Here is a 17,918-nt window from a genome sequence, read left to right as displayed (position 1 = left end):
GTGGCGTCGTCCGACAATCTGCTCAGATGCGCTTTCGGAGCGGGGGCATCGCGGTGCTGTTGGTCGTCGGCCTTTCGTTGTGGGGTGGGCCGGCCACCGCCGTCAGCGGGACGCCCCGCGCCGTGCCGGAACCCGGCGGCTCCCTGTCCATGCCGCGGTTCGCGCGGTGGCCGCCCCCGGCTTCGCCGTCGCCGACCACGTGGGTTCCGCGCACTTTGACGCTGGTCGCCAGCGGTGACGTGCTTCTCCACTCTGGACTTTGGCAGGACGCGGCCAACGCCGCCGGGCACCGTGGCTACGACTTCGCGCCCTTGTTCACGCACGTCGCCCCCGTCGTCAGGGATGCGGACCTCGCGATCTGCCACCTCGAAACGCCGGTCGGGCGGCCGGGCGGCCCCTTCACCGGGTATCCGATCTTCACCGTGCCGCCGCAGATCGCGCCGGCGCTGCGCACCACCGGCTACGACTCGTGCTCCACCGCCTCCAACCACAGCCTGGACGGCGGAGCCCCGGGGGTGAGACGCACCCTGGACGCGCTCGACGCCGCGGGCATCGCACACACCGGCACCGCACGGACCGCCGTGGAGGCGGCGCGTCCCACCGTCTACGACGTCGCCGGGGTGCGGGTGGGCCACGTGTCCTACACGTTCAGCTTCAACGGGCTGCGCGAACCCGCGGACAAGCCGTGGCTCGCGAACGAGCTCGGCGTCGCGGCGCTGCGCCGGGAAGCCCATCGGGCTCGCCAGGCCGGCGCGGAGTTCGTGATCGCGTCGATCCATTGGGGCACCGAGTACGCACACCAGCCGGACGCGATGCAGCGCCGCGTGGCACGCGAGGTGCTCAGCTCGCCCGACGTCGACCTGATCGTCGGTCACCACGCGCACGTCGTGCAGCCGTTCGAGCGGATCGGGTCCGAATGGGTCGCGTACGGACTCGGTAACCACGTCTCCAGCCAGGACTTCTCGAACGACACCCGGGACGGGGTGATCGCTCGCTTCGCCCTCACCGAGGTGGCGCCAGGGAAGTTCCAGGTTTCCCGGGCCGAGGCGCTCCCGACGTGGATGCTGCTCGGCGGTGGGCGACCGGGGCGGGTGCTCGACGCCGCGCGCTGTGCCCGGAGCCCGCGGAACTCCGCCGCGCTGCGCCGCACCTGCCGGGAGTCGTGGCGGCGGACCGCGCGGTACGTGTCAGCTCCCGGCCTGGTGGTCGTCCGGTGAAAGTCAGGGGCGGTCGCCCGTCCAGACCGGGCGCACCTCGACCAGGCCCAGGGCCGCCTCCGGGACCTTCGAGGCCCATTCCAGGGCGCGCTCCTCGGTCGGGCAGTCGACCAGGTAGAAGCCCGCGAGCTGCTCCTTCGACTCCGCGAACGGACCGTCGGTCGGCAGCCCGAGGGCGACCAGCGCCTCCGGCCGCGCCGGCAGGCGCTTGCTCGTCGACGGGTCGGCCAGACGTTCGTTCGTCACCAGCTCGCCGGCCGCGGCGATCGCGTCCCGCAGGGCCAGGTGCTCGGTCATGCCGGCGGCGCGCTGCTCCTCGGTGAAGCTCTCCCAGATCGCACGCGACCGCGGGTTCCCGTACACCATGATCAGATATTTCATGCCCTTCAGTGTGGCGCGGCTCATGGAGATCAGGAGCAGACTGGGGCGGTGAGCCGAGAAGCCTTCAAAGCGGCGCGGGACTATCTCCTCGATGTCGCCGACGACTACGAACGGGCGTTCGCGGAGTTCCGGTGGCCGCGGCTCGACACCTTCAACTGGGCGTTGGACTGGTTCGATCCGATGGCGGCGGGCAACGAGAACCCGGCCCTGTGGATCGTCGAGGAGGACGGGTCCGAGGCCAAGCGGTCGTTCGAGGAGCTGTCCCGACGCTCGAACCAGGTGGCGAACTGGTTGCGCTCCGATGCCGGTGTTGCTCGCGGCGACAAGGTCATCGTCATGCTCGGCAACCAGGTCGAGCTATGGGAGACGATCCTCGCGTGCGCCAAGTTGGGCGCGGTGATCATCCCGGCCACGCCGTTGTTGGGGCCGGCCGACCTGCGGGACCGGCTGGATCGGGGCGAGGCGCGGCATGTGATCACGACCGGCGCGTCGACCGCCAAGCTCGACGGGGTCGCGGGCTCCTACACCCGCATCGCGGTGGGTGGCGGCTCCGTGCCGTCGGGGTGGCTCGACTATTCGGCGAGTGCGTCGTCCGCGTCCGCCTTCGATCCGGACGGGATCACGCGGGCTTCGGATCCGCTGCTGCTCTACTTCACCTCCGGGACCACGGCGCTGCCGAAGTTGGTGGAGCACACGCATGCCTCGTACCCGGTGGGTCATCTGTCGACCATGTATTGGATCGGTTTGCGGCCCGGCGACGTGCACCTCAACATCTCGTCGCCGGGTTGGGCCAAGCACGCCTGGAGCAACGTCTTCGCGCCCTGGAACGCGCAGGCGTGTGTCTTCCTCTACAACTACAGCCGGTTCGACGCGGCGGCGCTGATGGCGCAGATGGACCGGTGCGGGGTCACGACCTTCTGCGCGCCGCCGACCGTCTGGCGCATGCTGGTGCAGGCCGACCTGCGCAAGCTGGCCACGCCGCCCCGGGAGGTGGTGGCCGCGGGTGAACCGCTCAACCCGGAGATCATCGAGCAGGTACGCCGCGCGTGGGGCGTCACGATCCGCGATGGCTTCGGGCAGACCGAGACGACGGTGCAGATCGCCAACACGCCCGGGCAGCCGGTGAAGCCGGGTTCGATGGGCCGGGCTCTTCCCGGGTACGCGGTCGCGCTCGTCGACCCCCTGACCGGCCAGCCGGGCGACGACGGTGAGATCTGCCTCGACCTCGCGGACCGGCCACTCGGGTTGATGGTCGGCTACCACGGCGACCCTTCGCGCAACGCCGAGGCGATGGCGAACGGTTACTACCACACTGGCGATGTCGGCTCCCGGGACGCGGACGGCTACATCACGTACGTCGGGCGGATGGACGACGTGTTCAAGGCGTCCGACTACCGGATCTCACCGTTCGAGCTCGAGAGCGTCCTGATCGAACACCCGGCGGTGGCCGAGGCGGCCGTGGTGCCCTCGCCGGACCCGCTGCGGCTCGCCGTGCCGAAGGCGTTCGTGGTGCTGGCCTCGGGCTGGTCGCCGTCCGCAGAGACCGCTGCGGCGATCTTCGCGCACTGTCGCGAGCACCTGGCGCCGTTCAAGCGGGTGCGGCGGCTCGAGTTCGCGCCGCTGCCCAAGACGCTCTCGGGAAAGATCCGCCGGGTCGAGCTACGGACCACCGACCACGAGGCGTACGCGTCCAGCGGCCGCCCGGCAACGGAGTTCCGCGAGGAGGACCTCCGCACCACTTGACCGTTTTATGCTGTATGCCCGGTCCCGTTCCTGTCCCGTCCTCCCTGGACCGCCCGGCAGGCCTGGATAGCCGAAAGGGCTGTGCATGCACGCGTTCCTGGCCCGTCTCGGCCGCGGTTGCGCCCGCCATCACTGGGTCGTCATCGTCGCGTGGCTGGTGCTCGTGGTCGGGCTGGCGCTGGCGAACGGCCGGTGGGGTGGGGACTACGTCAACAACTACACGGTGCCGGGGAGCCAGTCCGACCAGGGCACCCAGGTGATCGAGGATGACTTCCCCGGACAGAGCACGTTCGTCGGCCAGTTGGTCTTCCAGGCGCCGGCGGGGACGACGGTGGCCGCTTCGCAGGCGGCGGTCGACCAGTCCTTCGCGAACACCGCGAAGCTGCCGCATGTGGTCAGCGCGGTCAGCCCGTTCGCCATGTCACCGCCGACCGTGTCGGCCGACGGCACGATCGCGTACGGCAACGTCGACTACGACATCTCGACGGACACCCTTGGCTACTCGTACCTGCAGCAGCTCGACCAGGCCGTAGCCCCGGCCCAGGCAGCCGGCCTGACCGTCGACTACGGTGCCGCCTCGGGCCAGATCGACAAGGGCACGAACGACATCCCATCCGAGATCGTCGGCATCGTGGTGGCCTTCGTGCTGCTGTTCCTGATCTTCTTCTCGGTGGTAGCGGCCCTGATCCCGCTGGTCTCCGCGGTGTTCTCGGTGCTGGGTGCGCTGTCCGTCATCGGGCTGCTGGCGGTACTGTGGAACTTCCCGACGACGGGGCCGACGCTGGCGACCCTGCTGGGCCTGGGCGTCGCGATCGACTACGGGCTGTTCCAGGTGGCCCGACACCGGGAAGACCTCGGCGCCGGCGACGACTTCGTGGGTGCGGCGGCGAAGGCCAACCAGCACTCGGGAATGGCGATCGTGGTCGCCGGCACCACGGTGATCATCGCGATGCTCGGGCTCTTCATCGCCGGGTTGCCGTTCATCAGCGCCCTGGGGGTGTCGGCGGCGCTCGGTGTCGCGATGACGATGCTGGCCGCGTTGACGTTGATCCCGGCCTTCCTCGGGCTGTCGGGGCGGACCGTCCGCGCGATGCGCCGTCGCCGCAAACCCGCGGCCGGGCCGGCCGGTGTGGCGGTCCCGCCGACACCACCACACCCTCGGCCGGGCAACGCCGGCGGAGACGCTGCGCCAGCGGGCGATGGGCCTGCGGGTGAGGCAGGCCACGGCGCGGAACCCGGTAGTCGGCACGACGGTGAGACGTCTGGCCTTACGGATGAGACGGACGCTGTCGGCTCGGTCTACCCGGCGGGCTCTGGGTCTGCCTCCGGAGAGCGGCCCGATCAGATCACTCACCCCGCGCACGAGCATGGCGCGTTCGCGCGTTGGGGTCGTTATGTGAGCAAGCACCCGTGGCCGTGGGCCGTCGCGGCTGTGGCGGCCCTGCTGGTGATCACCATTCCGTTGATCTGGATCGACTTCGGTCAGCTCGATCCCGGAACCGATCCGACGAGTGACAGCGACCGCCGGGCGTACGACCTCATTGCCGAAGGTTTCGGTCCCGGTGCCAACGGGCCGTTGACCGTGGTGCTGACCTTCCCGGCCGGCACCGACCCGACGACGCTGTTGACCAGCACCCAGCTCACCCTCGAACAGCAGCCCGGCGTGGCCTCGGTGACGCCGCCGCTGGTCAACCCGCAGGTCACCGCCGCGATCATCAACGTCGTTCCGACCACCGGGCCGCGCGACTCGGCTACCAACGACCTGCTGCACCACCTCCGCGACGACGTGCTGCCGACCATTCCGGCGACGAGCTACCTGACCGGGCAGACGGCCGGCTATGACGACTTCACCGCGCGTACCGTCGAGCGCCTCCCCTGGCTGATCCTCGCCGTCGTGGTGCTCTCGCTGCTGCTGTTGACCACCGCCTTCCGGTCGCTGGTGATCGGCATCCAGGCCGCGCTGATGAACCTGCTCTCGGTCGGCGCCGCGTACGGCGTGATCGTCGCCGTCTTCCAATGGGGCTGGGGAGCGTCGCTGATCGGCGTGGACATGTCGCTGTCGATCCCGGCGTACGTCCCAATGATCATGTTCGCCGTCGTCTTCGGGCTGTCGATGGACTACGAGGTCTTCCTCATGTCCCGCGTGCACGAGGCCTACCTGCACACCCGCGACACCCGGCGCAGCGTGGCGCTCGGCATCGGCGCCACCGCCCGGGTCATCACCACCGCCGCGCTGATCATGATCGTGGTCTTCATCAGCTTCGTCGCCGACCCGGACCCGACGATCAAGATGCTGGCCGTCGGCATGGCGGTATCGGTGCTCCTCGACGCCAGCATCGTCCGCATGATCCTCGTGCCGGCGATCCTGGCGCTGCTCGGCGACCGCGCATGGTGGATCCCCCGCTGGCTCGACCGCATCCTGCCGCGGATGGACATCGAGGGCGACCAGCCACCCAAGCCCGAACTCCAGGACGCGCACCGATGAGCCCGGTCGCCCGCCGAAAACCCCCGGGCCTGGGCTGGCCGGCGGTGATCGAGCCGATGCTGGCGGTCCCGGGCGAGATACCGACCAACCCCGGCTGGGCGTACGAGTTCAAGTGGGACGGCGTCCGCACCGTCGCCTACACCGACGGCCGCGGCGGCATCCGGCTGATGTCGCGCAACGACCTCGACGTGACCGCGAGCTACCCGGAGCTCGGCGTGGTCGCCGACCTGGTCGGCCGCCGCCGCGTGGTGCTGGACGGCGAAATCGTCACCTTCGACAAGCGTGGCGTGTCCTCCTTCTCCTCGTTGCAGCGCCGGATGCACGTGGTCAGCCCGAGCCCGAAGCTGGTCAAGGACACCCCGGTCGTGTACGGCGTGTTCGACGTGCTCTTCCTGGACGAGCCGCTGATCGCCCGCCCATGGCACGAACGCCGGGCTGTCCTCGAAGACCTGGGCATCGACGAGCAGCCGGTGCTGGTAGCGCCCTACTTCGACAGCGACCCCGACGCCGTCATGGCGACAGCGCGCGAACGCGGCCTGGAGGGCGTGGTCTCCAAGCGGGTCGACGGCACCTACCACCCGGGCCGCCGTTCGCCGGCATGGCGCAAGACTCCTTTCATCCAGACCACCGAGGTGGTGGTGGTCGGCTGGAAACCGGGCGCCGGCCGGCGCGCGGGGACGATCGGCTCGCTGACCCTGGGCGCCTACGACGAACAGGACCAACTCACGTACTGCGGCGGCGTCGGAACCGGTTTCACCGACGACATGCTGGCCGAACTGCTCGCGCTGCTCGGCCCGCTGGAAACGGACCGCTCACCGCTGGCGCACCAGATCCCGGCGGCGGACCGGCGCGCGGTGCGCTGGGTGCGCCCGAAGGTGGTCGGCGAGGTGGTCTTCCGCTCAGTCACCCCGGACGGCCGCCTGCGCCACCCAGCCTGGCGCGGCCTGCGCCCGGACCGCCGCCCCCACGAGGCCCGCCTCCCACGCCCCTGACCCACCGCGATGGCGGCATGGACGACGCGCACGGGGGAGACTGCCTTGGCGAGCGCGTTGCGTGCCACGCCGCTGATCGCGGCCGGCACGGAGGCGCACGCAAGACTTCCCGCCAGCGGGCAAAGCCACCGGAAGGTCCCTGAAGCGGCGCCCGCCAGCGGGCGTGGCCCAACGGAAGGCCCGCTGGCGGGCCTGCCGGAAGGCCCCCGAAGCGGCGCCCACCAGAGGGCAGAGCCCACCGGAAGGACCTGAAGCGCCGCCCGCGAGCTCGCAAGGCCCGCCGGAAGGCCCCTAAAGCGGCGCCCACCAGAGGGCAGAGCCACCGCAAGCCCTTTGAAGCGCCGCCCACCAGCGGCAAGGCCCACCTGGGGCCCCCTAAAGCGCCGCGGGCGCAGCGCGGCGCGAAGGCCCACGCGAGACCCCCGCCGGCGGCAAGCCCGGCCCGACGACACGCCGCTGAAGCGCCGTCGGCGCGGCCCGGCGCGGAGGTGCACGGCCACCCGCGACCGCGGCGCGACCGACGCGACAACCCACCGCGCTCCAGCGCGCACGAGCCCGGCAACCAGTGCCCTCGGCAAGGACCGTCTCCCCGACAGATCGCCGGCCCGGCAGAATCTCCCCGTAGTTCATGGGGAAATGGATAGCAGGGACCTCCGACAGAACTTGACCCTCGACCAGGTCGAGGCGCCACGGTAAGGGATGTGGAGAGCGACATGCGCAGCATCGGCGAGACCGCCCGCGCCAGTGGCCTCAGCGTCAGTGCGCTGCGGTTCTACGACCGCGAAGGCGTGCTCGTCCCGGCGCTGGTGGACCCGGAGAACGGCTACCGCTGGTACACCGACCGCCAGATCCGTCAGGCCCGGCTCGTCGCCGGCCTGCGGAGGGTGGGTATGCCCGTCGCCGAGATCGCCGCCGTTCTCGGCACCGATCCGGCCGCCGCGCATCGGCTGTTGGAGAGGCACCTGCACCGGCTCGAGGCCGGTCTGTCCGATGCCCGCCGCGAGCTCTCCCGTGTCCACGCCCTTCTCGACACGCAGGAGTTCCTCATGACCACCGTGACAATGTCCCGCGCCGCCCTGATCGCCGCGCTCGGCGATGTTCGGTTCGCCGCCGGCCGCGACCCGGAGCTGCCGATGCTCGCCGGCGTCCTGGTCGACGTCGAGCCCGGTGCGGTGACCTTCGTGGCCACCGACCGCTACCGGATGGCAATCCACCGGGAGGACGCCGAGGTCGACGGCCCGGCCATCAAGGTGATCGCGCCGCTCGACTGGGTTGATCAAATCCACGAGCGAGAAGCCGGCGACGAGCCGATCACCCTGCGCCTGACGAGCGACGCGATCGAGGCCGAGGCCGCCGGTGCCGGCTGGGCGGTCGAGGGCAAGCCACTGGGGTACGACTACACGGACTGGCGACGCGCGGTCGAAGCCCGCAGCGCCGGTGGCAGCCCGCGCCTGGCACCGGTCGACGCGACTGCCCTGCGCGCGACGCTCACGGCAAGCGACAGCCCGCGGGTCGTACGCCACGACCACGAGCTCGTCGTGCTGGCCATCGGAAGCGACGGCGGCATCGACGTGGTCGGCGAGCGGGAGTGGGAGGCCGGCGCCGACGAACACGTCGCCGTCAACCGCGAGTTCCTGCTCGATGCCCTGAACGCCGGCGGCGACGGCCAGCTCCTGCTCGAGCTGGACGGCCCGATCCGCCCGCTCGCGATCCGCCGGCCGACCGACGACCGCGGCTACTCGCTCCTCATGCCCGTGAAGCTCTGACCCAGGTGCCGCTGGACGGCGGCCTACAAACCACGGGCCAGCCGGTGGTACGCCGCCGTCCAGCGCAGCTCCTGCACGAACCGCCGCATGGTGGTCTGGCCGTCGATCAGGGCCAGCTCGGTCCCGGTCATCTCCGCCAGGTCGTGCAGCTCAGCCGTGCCGACCGCCTGCGAAAGCGCGGTGTGGTGCGGCCCGCCCGCGGTCAGCCAGGCCTCCGCCGAGGTGAGTAGATCCGGACGCGGGACCCAGATCGCCCGCGCCACCGGCAGCTTGGGCAACGGCTGGTCCGCCGGCACCACGTCGACCTCGTTGGCCACCAGCCGGAAGCGCTCGCCCAGGTCCGCGAGGCCGACCACGACCGCCGGGCCGGGTGCGGCGTCGAAGACCAGCCGGACCGGGTCCTCGCGGCCGCCGATCGACAGCGGGTGGATCTCGGCGCGCGGGGTCTCGCCGGCGATCGACGGACAGACCTCCAGCATGTGCGCGCCCAGCGTGCGTTCGTGGCCGGGTGTCAGGTCGTACGTGTAGTCCTCCATGAACGAGGTCCCACCGGGTGCCATTGCCTTGAGGGTCCGCACCAGCACCGCGGTCTTCCAGTCGCCCTCGCCGCCGAAGCCGTAGCCGTCGGCCATCAGACGCTGCACCGCCAGGCCCGGCAGCTGCCGCAACCCACCCAGGTCCTCGAAGTTCGTGGTGAAGGCCCGGAAGCCACCGGCCTCGAGGAACGAGCGCAGCGCGAGCTCGATCCGTCCGGCGTACCGGAGCGACTCGTGCCGCGCGCCACCGGTCCGCAGCGACGGGTCGAGCCGATAACACGATTCGTACTCGGCGACAAGCTTGTCCACATCGGAGTCGGCGGTGGCATGGACCGCGTCCGCGAGCTCGCTCACCCCGTACGTGTTGACGGAGACCCCGAACCGCACCTGAGCCTCGACCTTGTCGCCCTCGGTGACCGCGACGTTCCGCATGTTGTCGCCGAACCGGGCCAGCCGCAGCGAGCGCAGCTCCGCCCGGCCGAGCGCCGCCCGCGTCCACGTGCCGATCCGCGCGGTCACCCGAGGGTCACTGACGTGCCCGGCCACGGTCTTGCGTGCCACGCCGAGCCGGGTCTGCACATAGCCGAACTCGCGGTCGCCGTGTGCCGCCTGGTTGAGGTTCATGAAGTCCATGTCGATGTCGGCCCACGGTAGGGCCACATTGGACTGCGTGTGCAGGTGCAGCAGCGGCACATCGAGCGCGTCGAGCCCGGCGATCCACATCTTGGCGGGCGAGAACGTGTGCATCCACGCGATCACCCCGACGACGCCCTCGGTGTTGGCCGCGGCCCGGCAGCAGCTCAGGATGGCCTCGGCCGAGGTGAGCACCGGCTTCCACTCCACCGCGGCCGGCACGTCGGCGGACGCGTCCAGCACGGCGGCGATCCGTTGCGACTGCTCGGCCACCTGGCGCAGCGTGTCCTCGCCGTAGAGCTCCTGGCTGCCGGTCAGAAACCACAAACGCGGTGCGCTCATCCGGATCTCCCCTATCGGGTGCGGTCAGGGTGCGGTCAGGCGGTGGCGCGGCGGGCATGCAGGCGGTGCAGCACCCTGGACGCTCCCCGACCGAAGTGATCGTGCAGCTCGCGGTAGTCGGCATAGATCGGGTCGTACGCGTCGGCCCGCTTCGGTTCGGGTCGGTAGACCTCTGCTCCCCGGCTGCCCATCACCGCGGCGGCCGCACGGACGTCGGGATAGTGCCCGGCGGCCACGGCGGCATGGATCGCCGAGCCGAGCGCCGGACCCTGGGCCGAGCCGATGACGGAGATGGGTCGGCGCAGGACGTCCGCGTACACCTGCATGAGGAACGCGTTCTTGATCAGACCGCCCGCGGCGACCACCTCGGTGACCGGTACGCCGGCGGCTTCGAACGTCTCGACGATCATCCGGGTGCCGAACGCGGTCGCCTCGACCAACGCCCGGTACTGCTCCTCTGGACGGGTCGCCAGGGTCTGCCCCAGGATCACGCCCGAGAGCGCGTGGTCGACCAGCACCGAGCGGTTGCCGCTGTGCCAGTCGAGTGCGACGAGCCCGTGCGCGCCGACCGGCTGCGCGGCCGCCAGCGCGCTCAGGTGGTCGTGCAGGTCGACGCCGGCGGCAGCGGCAGCGGACACATAGGATGGTGGCACGCAGTTCGCGGCGAACCACCCGAAGATGTCGCCGACGCCGCTCTGCCCGGCTTCGTACCCCCAGAGCCCTTCGACGATGCCGTCCGCCACCACGCCACACATTCCTGGCACCGAAGCCAGCCGGTCGCTCGACAGCACATGGCAGGTCGACGTGCCCATGATGGCGACCAGTTGGCCCGGCTCGACCGCCCGGGCGGCCGGCGCGGTGACGTGCGCGTCGACGTTGCCGACCGCGACCGCGATCCCCTCGGGCAGACCGGTCAGCGCCGCCGCCCGCGCGGTGAGCGAGCCAGCCCGACCGCCCAATGGGGACAGCGGGTGGCGGAGCTTGTCGACGAAGCCGGCGAAGCGCGGGTCGAGCAGGGCGAGGTATTCCGGCGATGGGTAGGCGCCGTCCTGGTGGATGCCCTTGTAGCCGGCCGTGCAGACGTTGCGGGTCTCGACGCCGCACAGCTCCCAGATGATCCAGTCGGCGGCCTCGATCCAGCGCGCGGCCCGGTCGTAGAGCTCCGGATCCTCGTCGAGCAGTTGGAGGCCTTTGGCGAACTGCCACTCGGCCGAGATCCGGCCGCCGTAGCGGCGCAGCCACGGCTCGTCACGGGTGGCGGCGAGCGCGTTGATCCGGTCGGCCTGGCCCTGTGCGGCATGGTGCTTCCAGAGCTTCGGGTACGCGTGCGGCCGGTCCGCCAGCCCGTCGACCTCACACAGCGGCGTGCCGTCGGCCAGCGTCGGCAGCACGGTGCAGGCGGTGAAGTCGGTGCCGATGCCGACCACCTCGGTGGGCTCGACACCGGCCACCGCGAGCGCCTTGCGCACGGCCTCGCGCAGCACGTCACGCCAGTCCTGCGGCACCTGAAGCGCCCAGGCTGGCGGCAGCCGGCGGCCACCACCCGGCAGGGCACGTTCGACCGCGCCGTGCGCGTACTCGTGCACCGCGGACCCGACCTCGGTACCGTCGGCCACGCGCACCACCACGGCCCGGCCGGAGAGCGTTCCGAAGTCGACGCCGACCACGTACGGCACGGCTACTCCCTATCGACGGCGCCGGGTGACGGCGCGCTGGAGGACGATGAAGACGAACAGGAACAGGCCGATGAAGATCTTCGTCCACCAGGAGCTGAGGTCGCCCTGGAACGTGATGATCGTCTGGATCAGGCCGAGCACCAGCACGCCGAGCACGGTGCCGAACAGATAGCCGGAGCCACCGGTGAGCAGCGTGCCACCGATGACCACCGCGGCGATGGCGTCGAGCTCCATGCCCGAGGCGTGCAGTCCGTACCCGGAGAGCATGTAGAAGCTGAGCAGCACGCCACCGAGGCCCGAGCACAGCCCGCTGATCGTGTAGACCGCGATCCGGGTGCGGCCGACGCGCAGGCCCATCAGCATCGCCGACTGCGGGTTGCCGCCCACCGCGTAGACGTCTCGGCCGAACGTCGTGTACGCCAGCACGTACGCGGCGATCAGCACGACCGCGAGCGCGATCAGCACGCTGATCGAGATGAAGAAGCCGCCGAACCAGAGTTGGGCGTTCGCGACCGATACCCAGAACGGGTCGTCGATCGAGATCGAGTCCGTGCTGATGACGTAGCAGAGCCCGCGGGCGAGGAACATGCCGGCGAGTGTCGCGATGAACGGCTGCACGTCGAAGTAATGGATCATCAGGCCCATCAGGAACCCGATGGTCGCGCCCATCAGGAGCGCGACGGGCAGCACGACAGCGGGTGGCCAGCCGTTCTCCAGGAGCAATGCGACGACCATCGTGGTCAGCGCCACCACCGCGCCGACCGACAGGTCGATGCCGCCGGTCAGGATCACGAACGTCATGCCGACCGCGACCACGAGCAGGAACGCGTTGTCGATGAAGACGTTGAGCACGATCTGGGTGTCGGAGAACCCGGTGTAGTTGATCACGCCCAGGCCGTACATGAAGGCCAGCAGCACCGCGGTAGCGGTGACCGGCAGGTACTTCTGGCGAACCGGGATCACCCGCATCCGCTCGGCAACCTTCTGCGAAGGTCTCGTCTTCAAATCGATCATGCCGCCACCTCCCTGCGGTCGGCGGAGCACGATCGACGGTCGCTGAGCCGACTGCGTTCGCTTCGCTCACTCATGCCGCCACCTCCGCGGGCTGGCGCCGGGCGAACTTGGCGCGGAAAGCGGGCGACTGCACGAGGCAGAGGATGACCACGACCACCGCCTTGAAGAGGAGCGCCACTTCGGGCGGGATGCCGATCGTGTAGACCGTCGTGTCCAAGGTCTTGATCAGCAGCGCGCCGATCACCGTGCCGGCGATGGAGAACCGGCCACCGAGCAGTGAGGTGCCACCGATCACCACCGCGAGGATCGCGTCGAGCTCGATCAGCAGCCCGTTGTTGTTTCCGTCGGCGCTGGACACCGTCGAGCTGACCATCAGACCGGCTACGCCGGCGCAGACCGCGCAGACGACGTACGCGATGATGATCAGCCGCCGCGACCTGATGCCGGCCAGCCGGCTCGCACCGGCGTTGCCACCGACGGACTCCAGCAGCATCCCGAACGCGCTGCGACGGGTGACGACAGCGACGAGCGCCACGACGCCGGCCGCGATGATCACTGGCACGGGGATGCCGAACAGGAAACCCGTGGCGATCGTCTTGTACGGCGGAGAGTTGACGTTGACGATCTGGCCGTCGGTGATCACCTGCGCGACGCCGCGGCCGGCGACCATCAGGATCAGCGTCGCGATGATCGGCTGGATGCCGACGACGGCGACCAGGAAGCCGTTCCACGCACCGAGCCCGGCGCTGAGCGCCAAGGCCATGGCCACGGCGACCAGGACGCCACCGACCGCGCCCTGGTCGTCGAGGCCGGCAATCTGCGAGCAGGCCATCGCGCCCGAGATCGCCACGACCGCGCCGACCGACAGGTCGATGCCGCCCGTGGCGATGACCAGCGTCATGCCGAGCGCGACCAGCATCAGCGGCGCACCCTGCCGAAGGATGTCGATCAGGCTGCCGAACAGGTGGCCGTCGCGCACCTCGATGGAGAAGAACCCCGACGTGAAGAACAGGTTGCTGAGCAGCAACGCGACCAGCATCGCGACCGGCCAGAAAAGCCGGTGCCGCACGACGTTCATGCCACGCCTCCGCTCGCGATGGCAGCCATGACGCGGTCGGTGTCGAGGCCGTCGCTGTTGTCGAGCTCGGCGACCAGCCTGCGGTCGCGGAGCACGGCGACCTTGTGGCTGAGTCGCAGCACCTCTTCGAGCTCCGCGGAGATGAACAGCACCGCCATGCCCCCGTCGGACAGCTCGACCACCAACTTCTGGATCTCGGCCTTGGCGCCGACGTCGATGCCCCTGGTGGGCTCGTCGAGGATCATCAGCTTCGGCTCGGTGATCAGCCAGCGAGCCAGCAGCACCTTCTGCTGGTTGCCGCCGCTGAGGTTGCGCACCGGTATCTCAGGATCGGCCGGACGGATGTCGAGCGCCTTCACGTAGCGGGCGACCAGTTCGTCCTGCTTGCTGCGCGGCACGGGCCGGGCCCAGCCGCGATCGGCCTGCAGCGCCAGGATGATGTTCTCGCGTACGGTCAGCTCTTCGACCAGCCCGTCGGTGCGCCGGTTCTCGGGACAATAGGCGATCTTCTGCCGCATCGCCGATTGCGGCCCGCGGAGCGCGACCGGCTCACCGTCGACCGCGATCTGCCCCTGGTCGGCGCGGTCAGCGCCGAACAGCAGCCGGGCGACCTCGGTGCGACCGGAGCCGAGCAGGCCGGCGAGGCCGACCACCTCGCCTTTGTGGATGGCCAGCGAGAACGGCGCGATCGCGCCCGCGCGGCCGAGACCGTCGGCGCTGACCACCGGAGTGCCCCGCTCCAGCACCGCCACCTCGCGGCGCGGCGCCTCCTCGATGTCCTCGAGCGCGGCGAGCTCCTTGCCGATCATCGCCGCGACCAGGTCGAGCTGGCTCAGCTCCGCCGTGCGGTATTCACCGACCCGGCGCCCGTTGCGCAGCACCGTCATGCGGTCGGCGATCTCGTAGACCTGGTCGAGGAAGTGGGTCACGAACAGGACCGCGATGCCTTCCTCCTTGAGCGCGCGCATGACCCGGAAGAGCTGGTCAACCTCGGAGGCGTCGAGACTCGACGTGGGCTCGTCGAGCACGAGCACCTTGGCGTCGACGTCGAGCGCACGAGCGATGGCGACCATCTGTTGTACGGCGATGGAGTGGGTGCCGAGGTCGGAGCCGACGTCGATCTTCAGGTGCAGCCGGTCGAGCAGTTCCTCGGCCCGGCGCCGCACGGCCGACCAACGGATGCGCCCGAACCGCGTCGGGGCGCGCCCGATGAGCACGTTCTCCGCGACGGACAGGTTCGGGCAGAGATTGATCTCCTGGTAGACGGTGCTGATGCCGGCCTGCTGTGCCTGGTGCGGCCCGGCGAAGGCGACCGGGTGGCCGCCGAGCGTGATCTCACCCTGATCGTGGTGGTAGGCGCCGGTGAGCACCTTGATCAGGGTCGACTTGCCCGCGCCGTTCTCGCCCATCAGGGCGTGCACCTCGCCCGGGTACAACCGCAGGTCGACGCCGTCGAGCGCGACGACTCCCGGGAACCGCTTGCCGATGCCGCGCATGACGAGCAATGGCTCGCTCATGGTGCCTCTCCTGTGGCGGGAAGGGCGGCCCCGGCGCGAACCGGGGCCGCCGTCGACACTCAGTACTTGCGGTCGGGCAGGGCAGCCTTGGCCTGCTCCTGGGTGAACGTGGTCTCCTCGGTCAGCACCCGCGCGGGCACCGTCTCGCCGGCCACCACCTTCTTCGCCAGCTCCATCAGCTGTGGGCCGAGGAGCGGGCTGCACTCGACGATGAAGTTGATCTTCCCGTCGGCGAGCGCCTGCATGCCGTCCTTGACGGCGTCGACGGTCACGATCTTGATGTCGACGCCCGGCTTCTTGCCGGCCGCCTCGATCGCCTCGATCGCACCGAGACCCATGTCGTCGTTGTGCGCGTAGAGCAGGTCGATGTCCTTGTTGGCGCGCAGGAACGCCTCCATGACCTCCTTGCCCTTGACCCGGGTGAAGTCGCCGGGCTGGGAGGCGAGCATCTTGAACTTCGGGTCAGAGCCGAGCACCGACGCGAAGCCCTCCTTGCGGTCGATGGCCGGAGCGGCACCGGTGTTGCCCTGCAGCTCGACCATGTTGACCGGGCCGGGCGCGCTGGCGAACTCCTTCTTGACCCACTCGCCGGCCTTGTTGCCCTCCACCACGAAGTCGGAGCCGATGAACGTCTTGTAGAGCGTCTTGTCGGGCGAGTCGACCGCGCGGTCGGTCAGGATCACCGGGATGCCGGCGTCCTTGGCCTCTTTGAGAACGGTGTCCCAGCCGGACTCGACCACCGGCGAGAACGCGATGATGTCGACCTTCTGGGAGATGAAGGTGCGGATCGCCTTGATCTGGTTTTCCTGTTTCTGCTGCGCGTCGGAGAACTTCAGCTCGATCCCGGCGTCTTCGGCCGATTCCTGAACCGACTTGGTGTTGGCCGTCCGCCATCCACTCTCGGCACCGACCTGCGAGAAACCCATAACGATCTTGCCGTCGTCCTTGCCGGCGGCCGCGCCGCCGCCGCTATTGCGGGAGCCCTCGCCACCGCAGGCGGCCAGTGTGGCGGCGACGAGCACGCCACCGAGCACCACCGCGGACACTTTCCTGAGCACGGCTTCCTCCTCACGTACATCGATGGCTCGTGTGTTGCGAGAATGTTAGCGTTCTCATAATCGACGTCAATAGCTCCGAACAGACGATTGTTAGCGTTCACAGCGCGGTTATGATCGACAAGGCGGGTAGAGTGTCCGCCGAGGAGTTGCCATGGACCAGCCGTCTCCGCCACGACCGGCGGTGATGATCGACGTCGCGCGACTGGCCGGCGTCTCACACCAGACCGTCTCCCGCGTGCTCAATGGACACCCGAGCGTGCGCGACGAGACCCGCGAGCGCGTGCTGACCGCCGTGCGGCAACTCAACTACCGCCCCAACGCGTTGGCCCGCGGTCTGGCGGGTCGGCGTTCCCGGGTGCTCGGCGTGGTCAGCTTCGACACCATCCTCTATGGACCTGCCGCCACCCTGCTCGGCGTCGAGCGCGCCGCGCGCGCCGCCGGCTACGGCGTCAGCATCGTGACGCTCGAGCAGCTCGACCACGACGGCGTCAGCGACGCGCTCAGCGCGTTGGCCGAACAGTCTGTCGCGGGAGTCGTCATCATCGCGCCGTTCACCAACACCGCCGCCGCGCTGCGCAGCCTTCCGATCGGGATCCCCGCGGTGGTGGTCGAGGCGGGTCTTAGCGGTGCGCTGCCGGCCATTTCGGTCGACCAGGCCGCGGGCACCGAGCTCGCCGTGCGCCACCTGCTGGAGCTTGGTCACGAGACCGTCTGGCACGTCCGCGGCCCGCAGAACTGGCTCGAGGCACGGGACCGCGAGGACGCCTGGCGATCCACACTGGAGGGTGCGGGCCGGTCCGTGCCACCGATGATCGACGGCGACTGGAGCGCACGATCGGGCTACGAGGCCGGCCTGCGACTGGCCGGCGACCCACGGGTCACGGCGGTGTTCTGCGCCAACGACCAGCAGGCGCTGGGCTTGCTGCGGGCCTTCCACGAGCGTGGGGTCCGCGTGCCCGACGACGTCAGCGTGGTCGGCTTCGACGACATCCCCGAGGCGGAGTTCATGTCGCCGCCCCTCACCACGATCCGCCAGGACTTCGACGAGGTCGGCCGCCGCTGCCTGGCGATGCTGCTCGACCTGCTCGACTCCCCCGTCGAACCACCGACCTACCCACGCGTGATGCCGGTGCTCGTGTCCCGCGCCAGCACGGGAATCAGACCTTCGGTCAACGGGACCGCATAGATCATCCGGCTGGGCTTCGCCCGAATCGCAAGAAGCGGGGGAAGCTCGATGCGAATGCGCGGCACGGCGCTGCTCACTGTCAGCCGGCTCGCAGCCACCAGCCTTCCGGGCAACCGGTCACGGTTAAGAGATACCGCGCCCGAGCGGTCGCAATCACCAACCGGACCAAGTCGCCGTTCGTCCGCTCCCTGTGCACGACCCATCCGCCGGCCTTTAGGGCGGGCGGCGGCGTTCTGCCTCATCGGCCAATGGAAATCGATGCGGCCGCGCGATAGCCTGCCGCAAGATCATTAA

General features: G+C 70.0%; 13 protein-coding genes. 6 read left to right on the top strand and 7 right to left on the bottom strand.

Annotated elements, in window-relative coordinates; translation table 11 throughout:
• Positions 1-26 precede the first annotated feature (26 nt).
• On the top strand, positions 27-1,217 hold the full coding sequence (locus AB0J88_RS29850; protein WP_364349611.1) for a CapA family protein: 1,191 nt from the start codon (positions 27-29) through the stop codon (positions 1,215-1,217).
• A 3-nt stretch (positions 1,218-1,220) separates the two neighbouring features.
• On the opposite strand, the gene AB0J88_RS29845 is transcribed toward AB0J88_RS29850, so the two are convergent.
• Positions 1,221-1,598 carry a YciI family protein gene (locus AB0J88_RS29845; RefSeq protein ID WP_364349614.1) on the bottom strand — a complete coding sequence of 126 codons (378 nt, stop codon included), beginning with the start codon at positions 1,596-1,598 and terminating at the stop codon, positions 1,221-1,223.
• A 48-nt stretch (positions 1,599-1,646) separates the two neighbouring features.
• Between AB0J88_RS29845 and AB0J88_RS29840 the strand changes: the two genes are divergently transcribed.
• From AB0J88_RS29840 to AB0J88_RS29825, 4 genes are all read left to right on the top strand, one after another.
• Complete coding sequence (locus AB0J88_RS29840; RefSeq protein WP_364349617.1) at positions 1,647-3,341, top strand: AMP-binding protein; 1,695 nt, start codon at positions 1,647-1,649, stop codon at positions 3,339-3,341.
• A gap of 85 nt (positions 3,342-3,426) precedes the next feature.
• Entirely contained in the window at positions 3,427-5,826 is a 2,400-nt protein-coding gene (locus AB0J88_RS29835) for an MMPL family transporter (RefSeq protein WP_364349620.1), read from the top strand.
• A complete protein-coding gene (gene ligD, locus AB0J88_RS29830) occupies positions 5,823-6,818 on the top strand; it encodes a non-homologous end-joining DNA ligase (protein WP_364349623.1) in 996 nt (331 codons plus the stop codon). Before AB0J88_RS29835 ends, ligD begins: the two co-directional genes overlap by 4 nt.
• A 713-nt stretch (positions 6,819-7,531) precedes the next feature.
• Positions 7,532-8,584 carry a MerR family transcriptional regulator gene (locus AB0J88_RS29825; RefSeq protein WP_364349626.1) on the top strand — a complete coding sequence of 351 codons (1,053 nt, stop codon included), beginning with the start codon at positions 7,532-7,534 and terminating at the stop codon, positions 8,582-8,584.
• Between the two features lie 23 nt (positions 8,585-8,607).
• Here the strand turns inward: AB0J88_RS29825 and araA are convergent, their stop codons facing one another.
• From araA to AB0J88_RS29795, 6 genes are all read right to left on the bottom strand, one after another.
• Positions 8,608-10,095 carry an L-arabinose isomerase gene (gene araA, locus AB0J88_RS29820; protein ID WP_364349629.1) on the bottom strand — a complete coding sequence of 496 codons (1,488 nt, stop codon included), beginning with the start codon at positions 10,093-10,095 and terminating at the stop codon, positions 8,608-8,610.
• A 35-nt stretch (positions 10,096-10,130) separates the two neighbouring features.
• On the bottom strand, positions 10,131-11,771 hold the full coding sequence (araB, locus tag AB0J88_RS29815; protein ID WP_364349632.1) for a ribulokinase: 1,641 nt from the start codon (positions 11,769-11,771) through the stop codon (positions 10,131-10,133).
• 9 nt (positions 11,772-11,780) lie between these two features.
• Positions 11,781-12,785 carry a galactofuranose ABC transporter, permease protein YjfF gene (yjfF, locus tag AB0J88_RS29810; RefSeq protein ID WP_364349635.1) on the bottom strand — a complete coding sequence of 335 codons (1,005 nt, stop codon included), beginning with the start codon at positions 12,783-12,785 and terminating at the stop codon, positions 11,781-11,783.
• A gap of 70 nt (positions 12,786-12,855) precedes the next feature.
• Positions 12,856-13,863, bottom strand: coding sequence for an ABC transporter permease (locus AB0J88_RS29805; RefSeq protein WP_364349638.1), 1,008 nt, complete (start codon positions 13,861-13,863; stop codon positions 12,856-12,858).
• Positions 13,860-15,380, bottom strand: coding sequence for a sugar ABC transporter ATP-binding protein (locus AB0J88_RS29800; RefSeq protein WP_364349641.1), 1,521 nt, complete (start codon positions 15,378-15,380; stop codon positions 13,860-13,862). Before AB0J88_RS29800 ends, AB0J88_RS29805 begins: the two co-directional genes overlap by 4 nt.
• A 59-nt stretch (positions 15,381-15,439) precedes the next feature.
• On the bottom strand, positions 15,440-16,438 hold the full coding sequence (locus AB0J88_RS29795; protein WP_364349644.1) for an ABC transporter substrate-binding protein: 999 nt from the start codon (positions 16,436-16,438) through the stop codon (positions 15,440-15,442).
• A gap of 151 nt (positions 16,439-16,589) precedes the next feature.
• Here AB0J88_RS29795 and AB0J88_RS29790 point away from each other — a divergent pair, with 151 nt between their 5' ends.
• A complete protein-coding gene (locus AB0J88_RS29790) occupies positions 16,590-17,624 on the top strand; it encodes a LacI family DNA-binding transcriptional regulator (RefSeq protein ID WP_364349647.1) in 1,035 nt (344 codons plus the stop codon).
• Positions 17,625-17,918: the final 294 nt, after the last annotated feature.

The organism is Asanoa sp. NPDC049475 (genome assembly GCF_040676915.1).
Taxonomy (GTDB): domain Bacteria; phylum Actinomycetota; class Actinomycetes; order Mycobacteriales; family Micromonosporaceae; genus Asanoa.
This window is presented reverse-complemented; position numbering and strand designations above follow the sequence as displayed.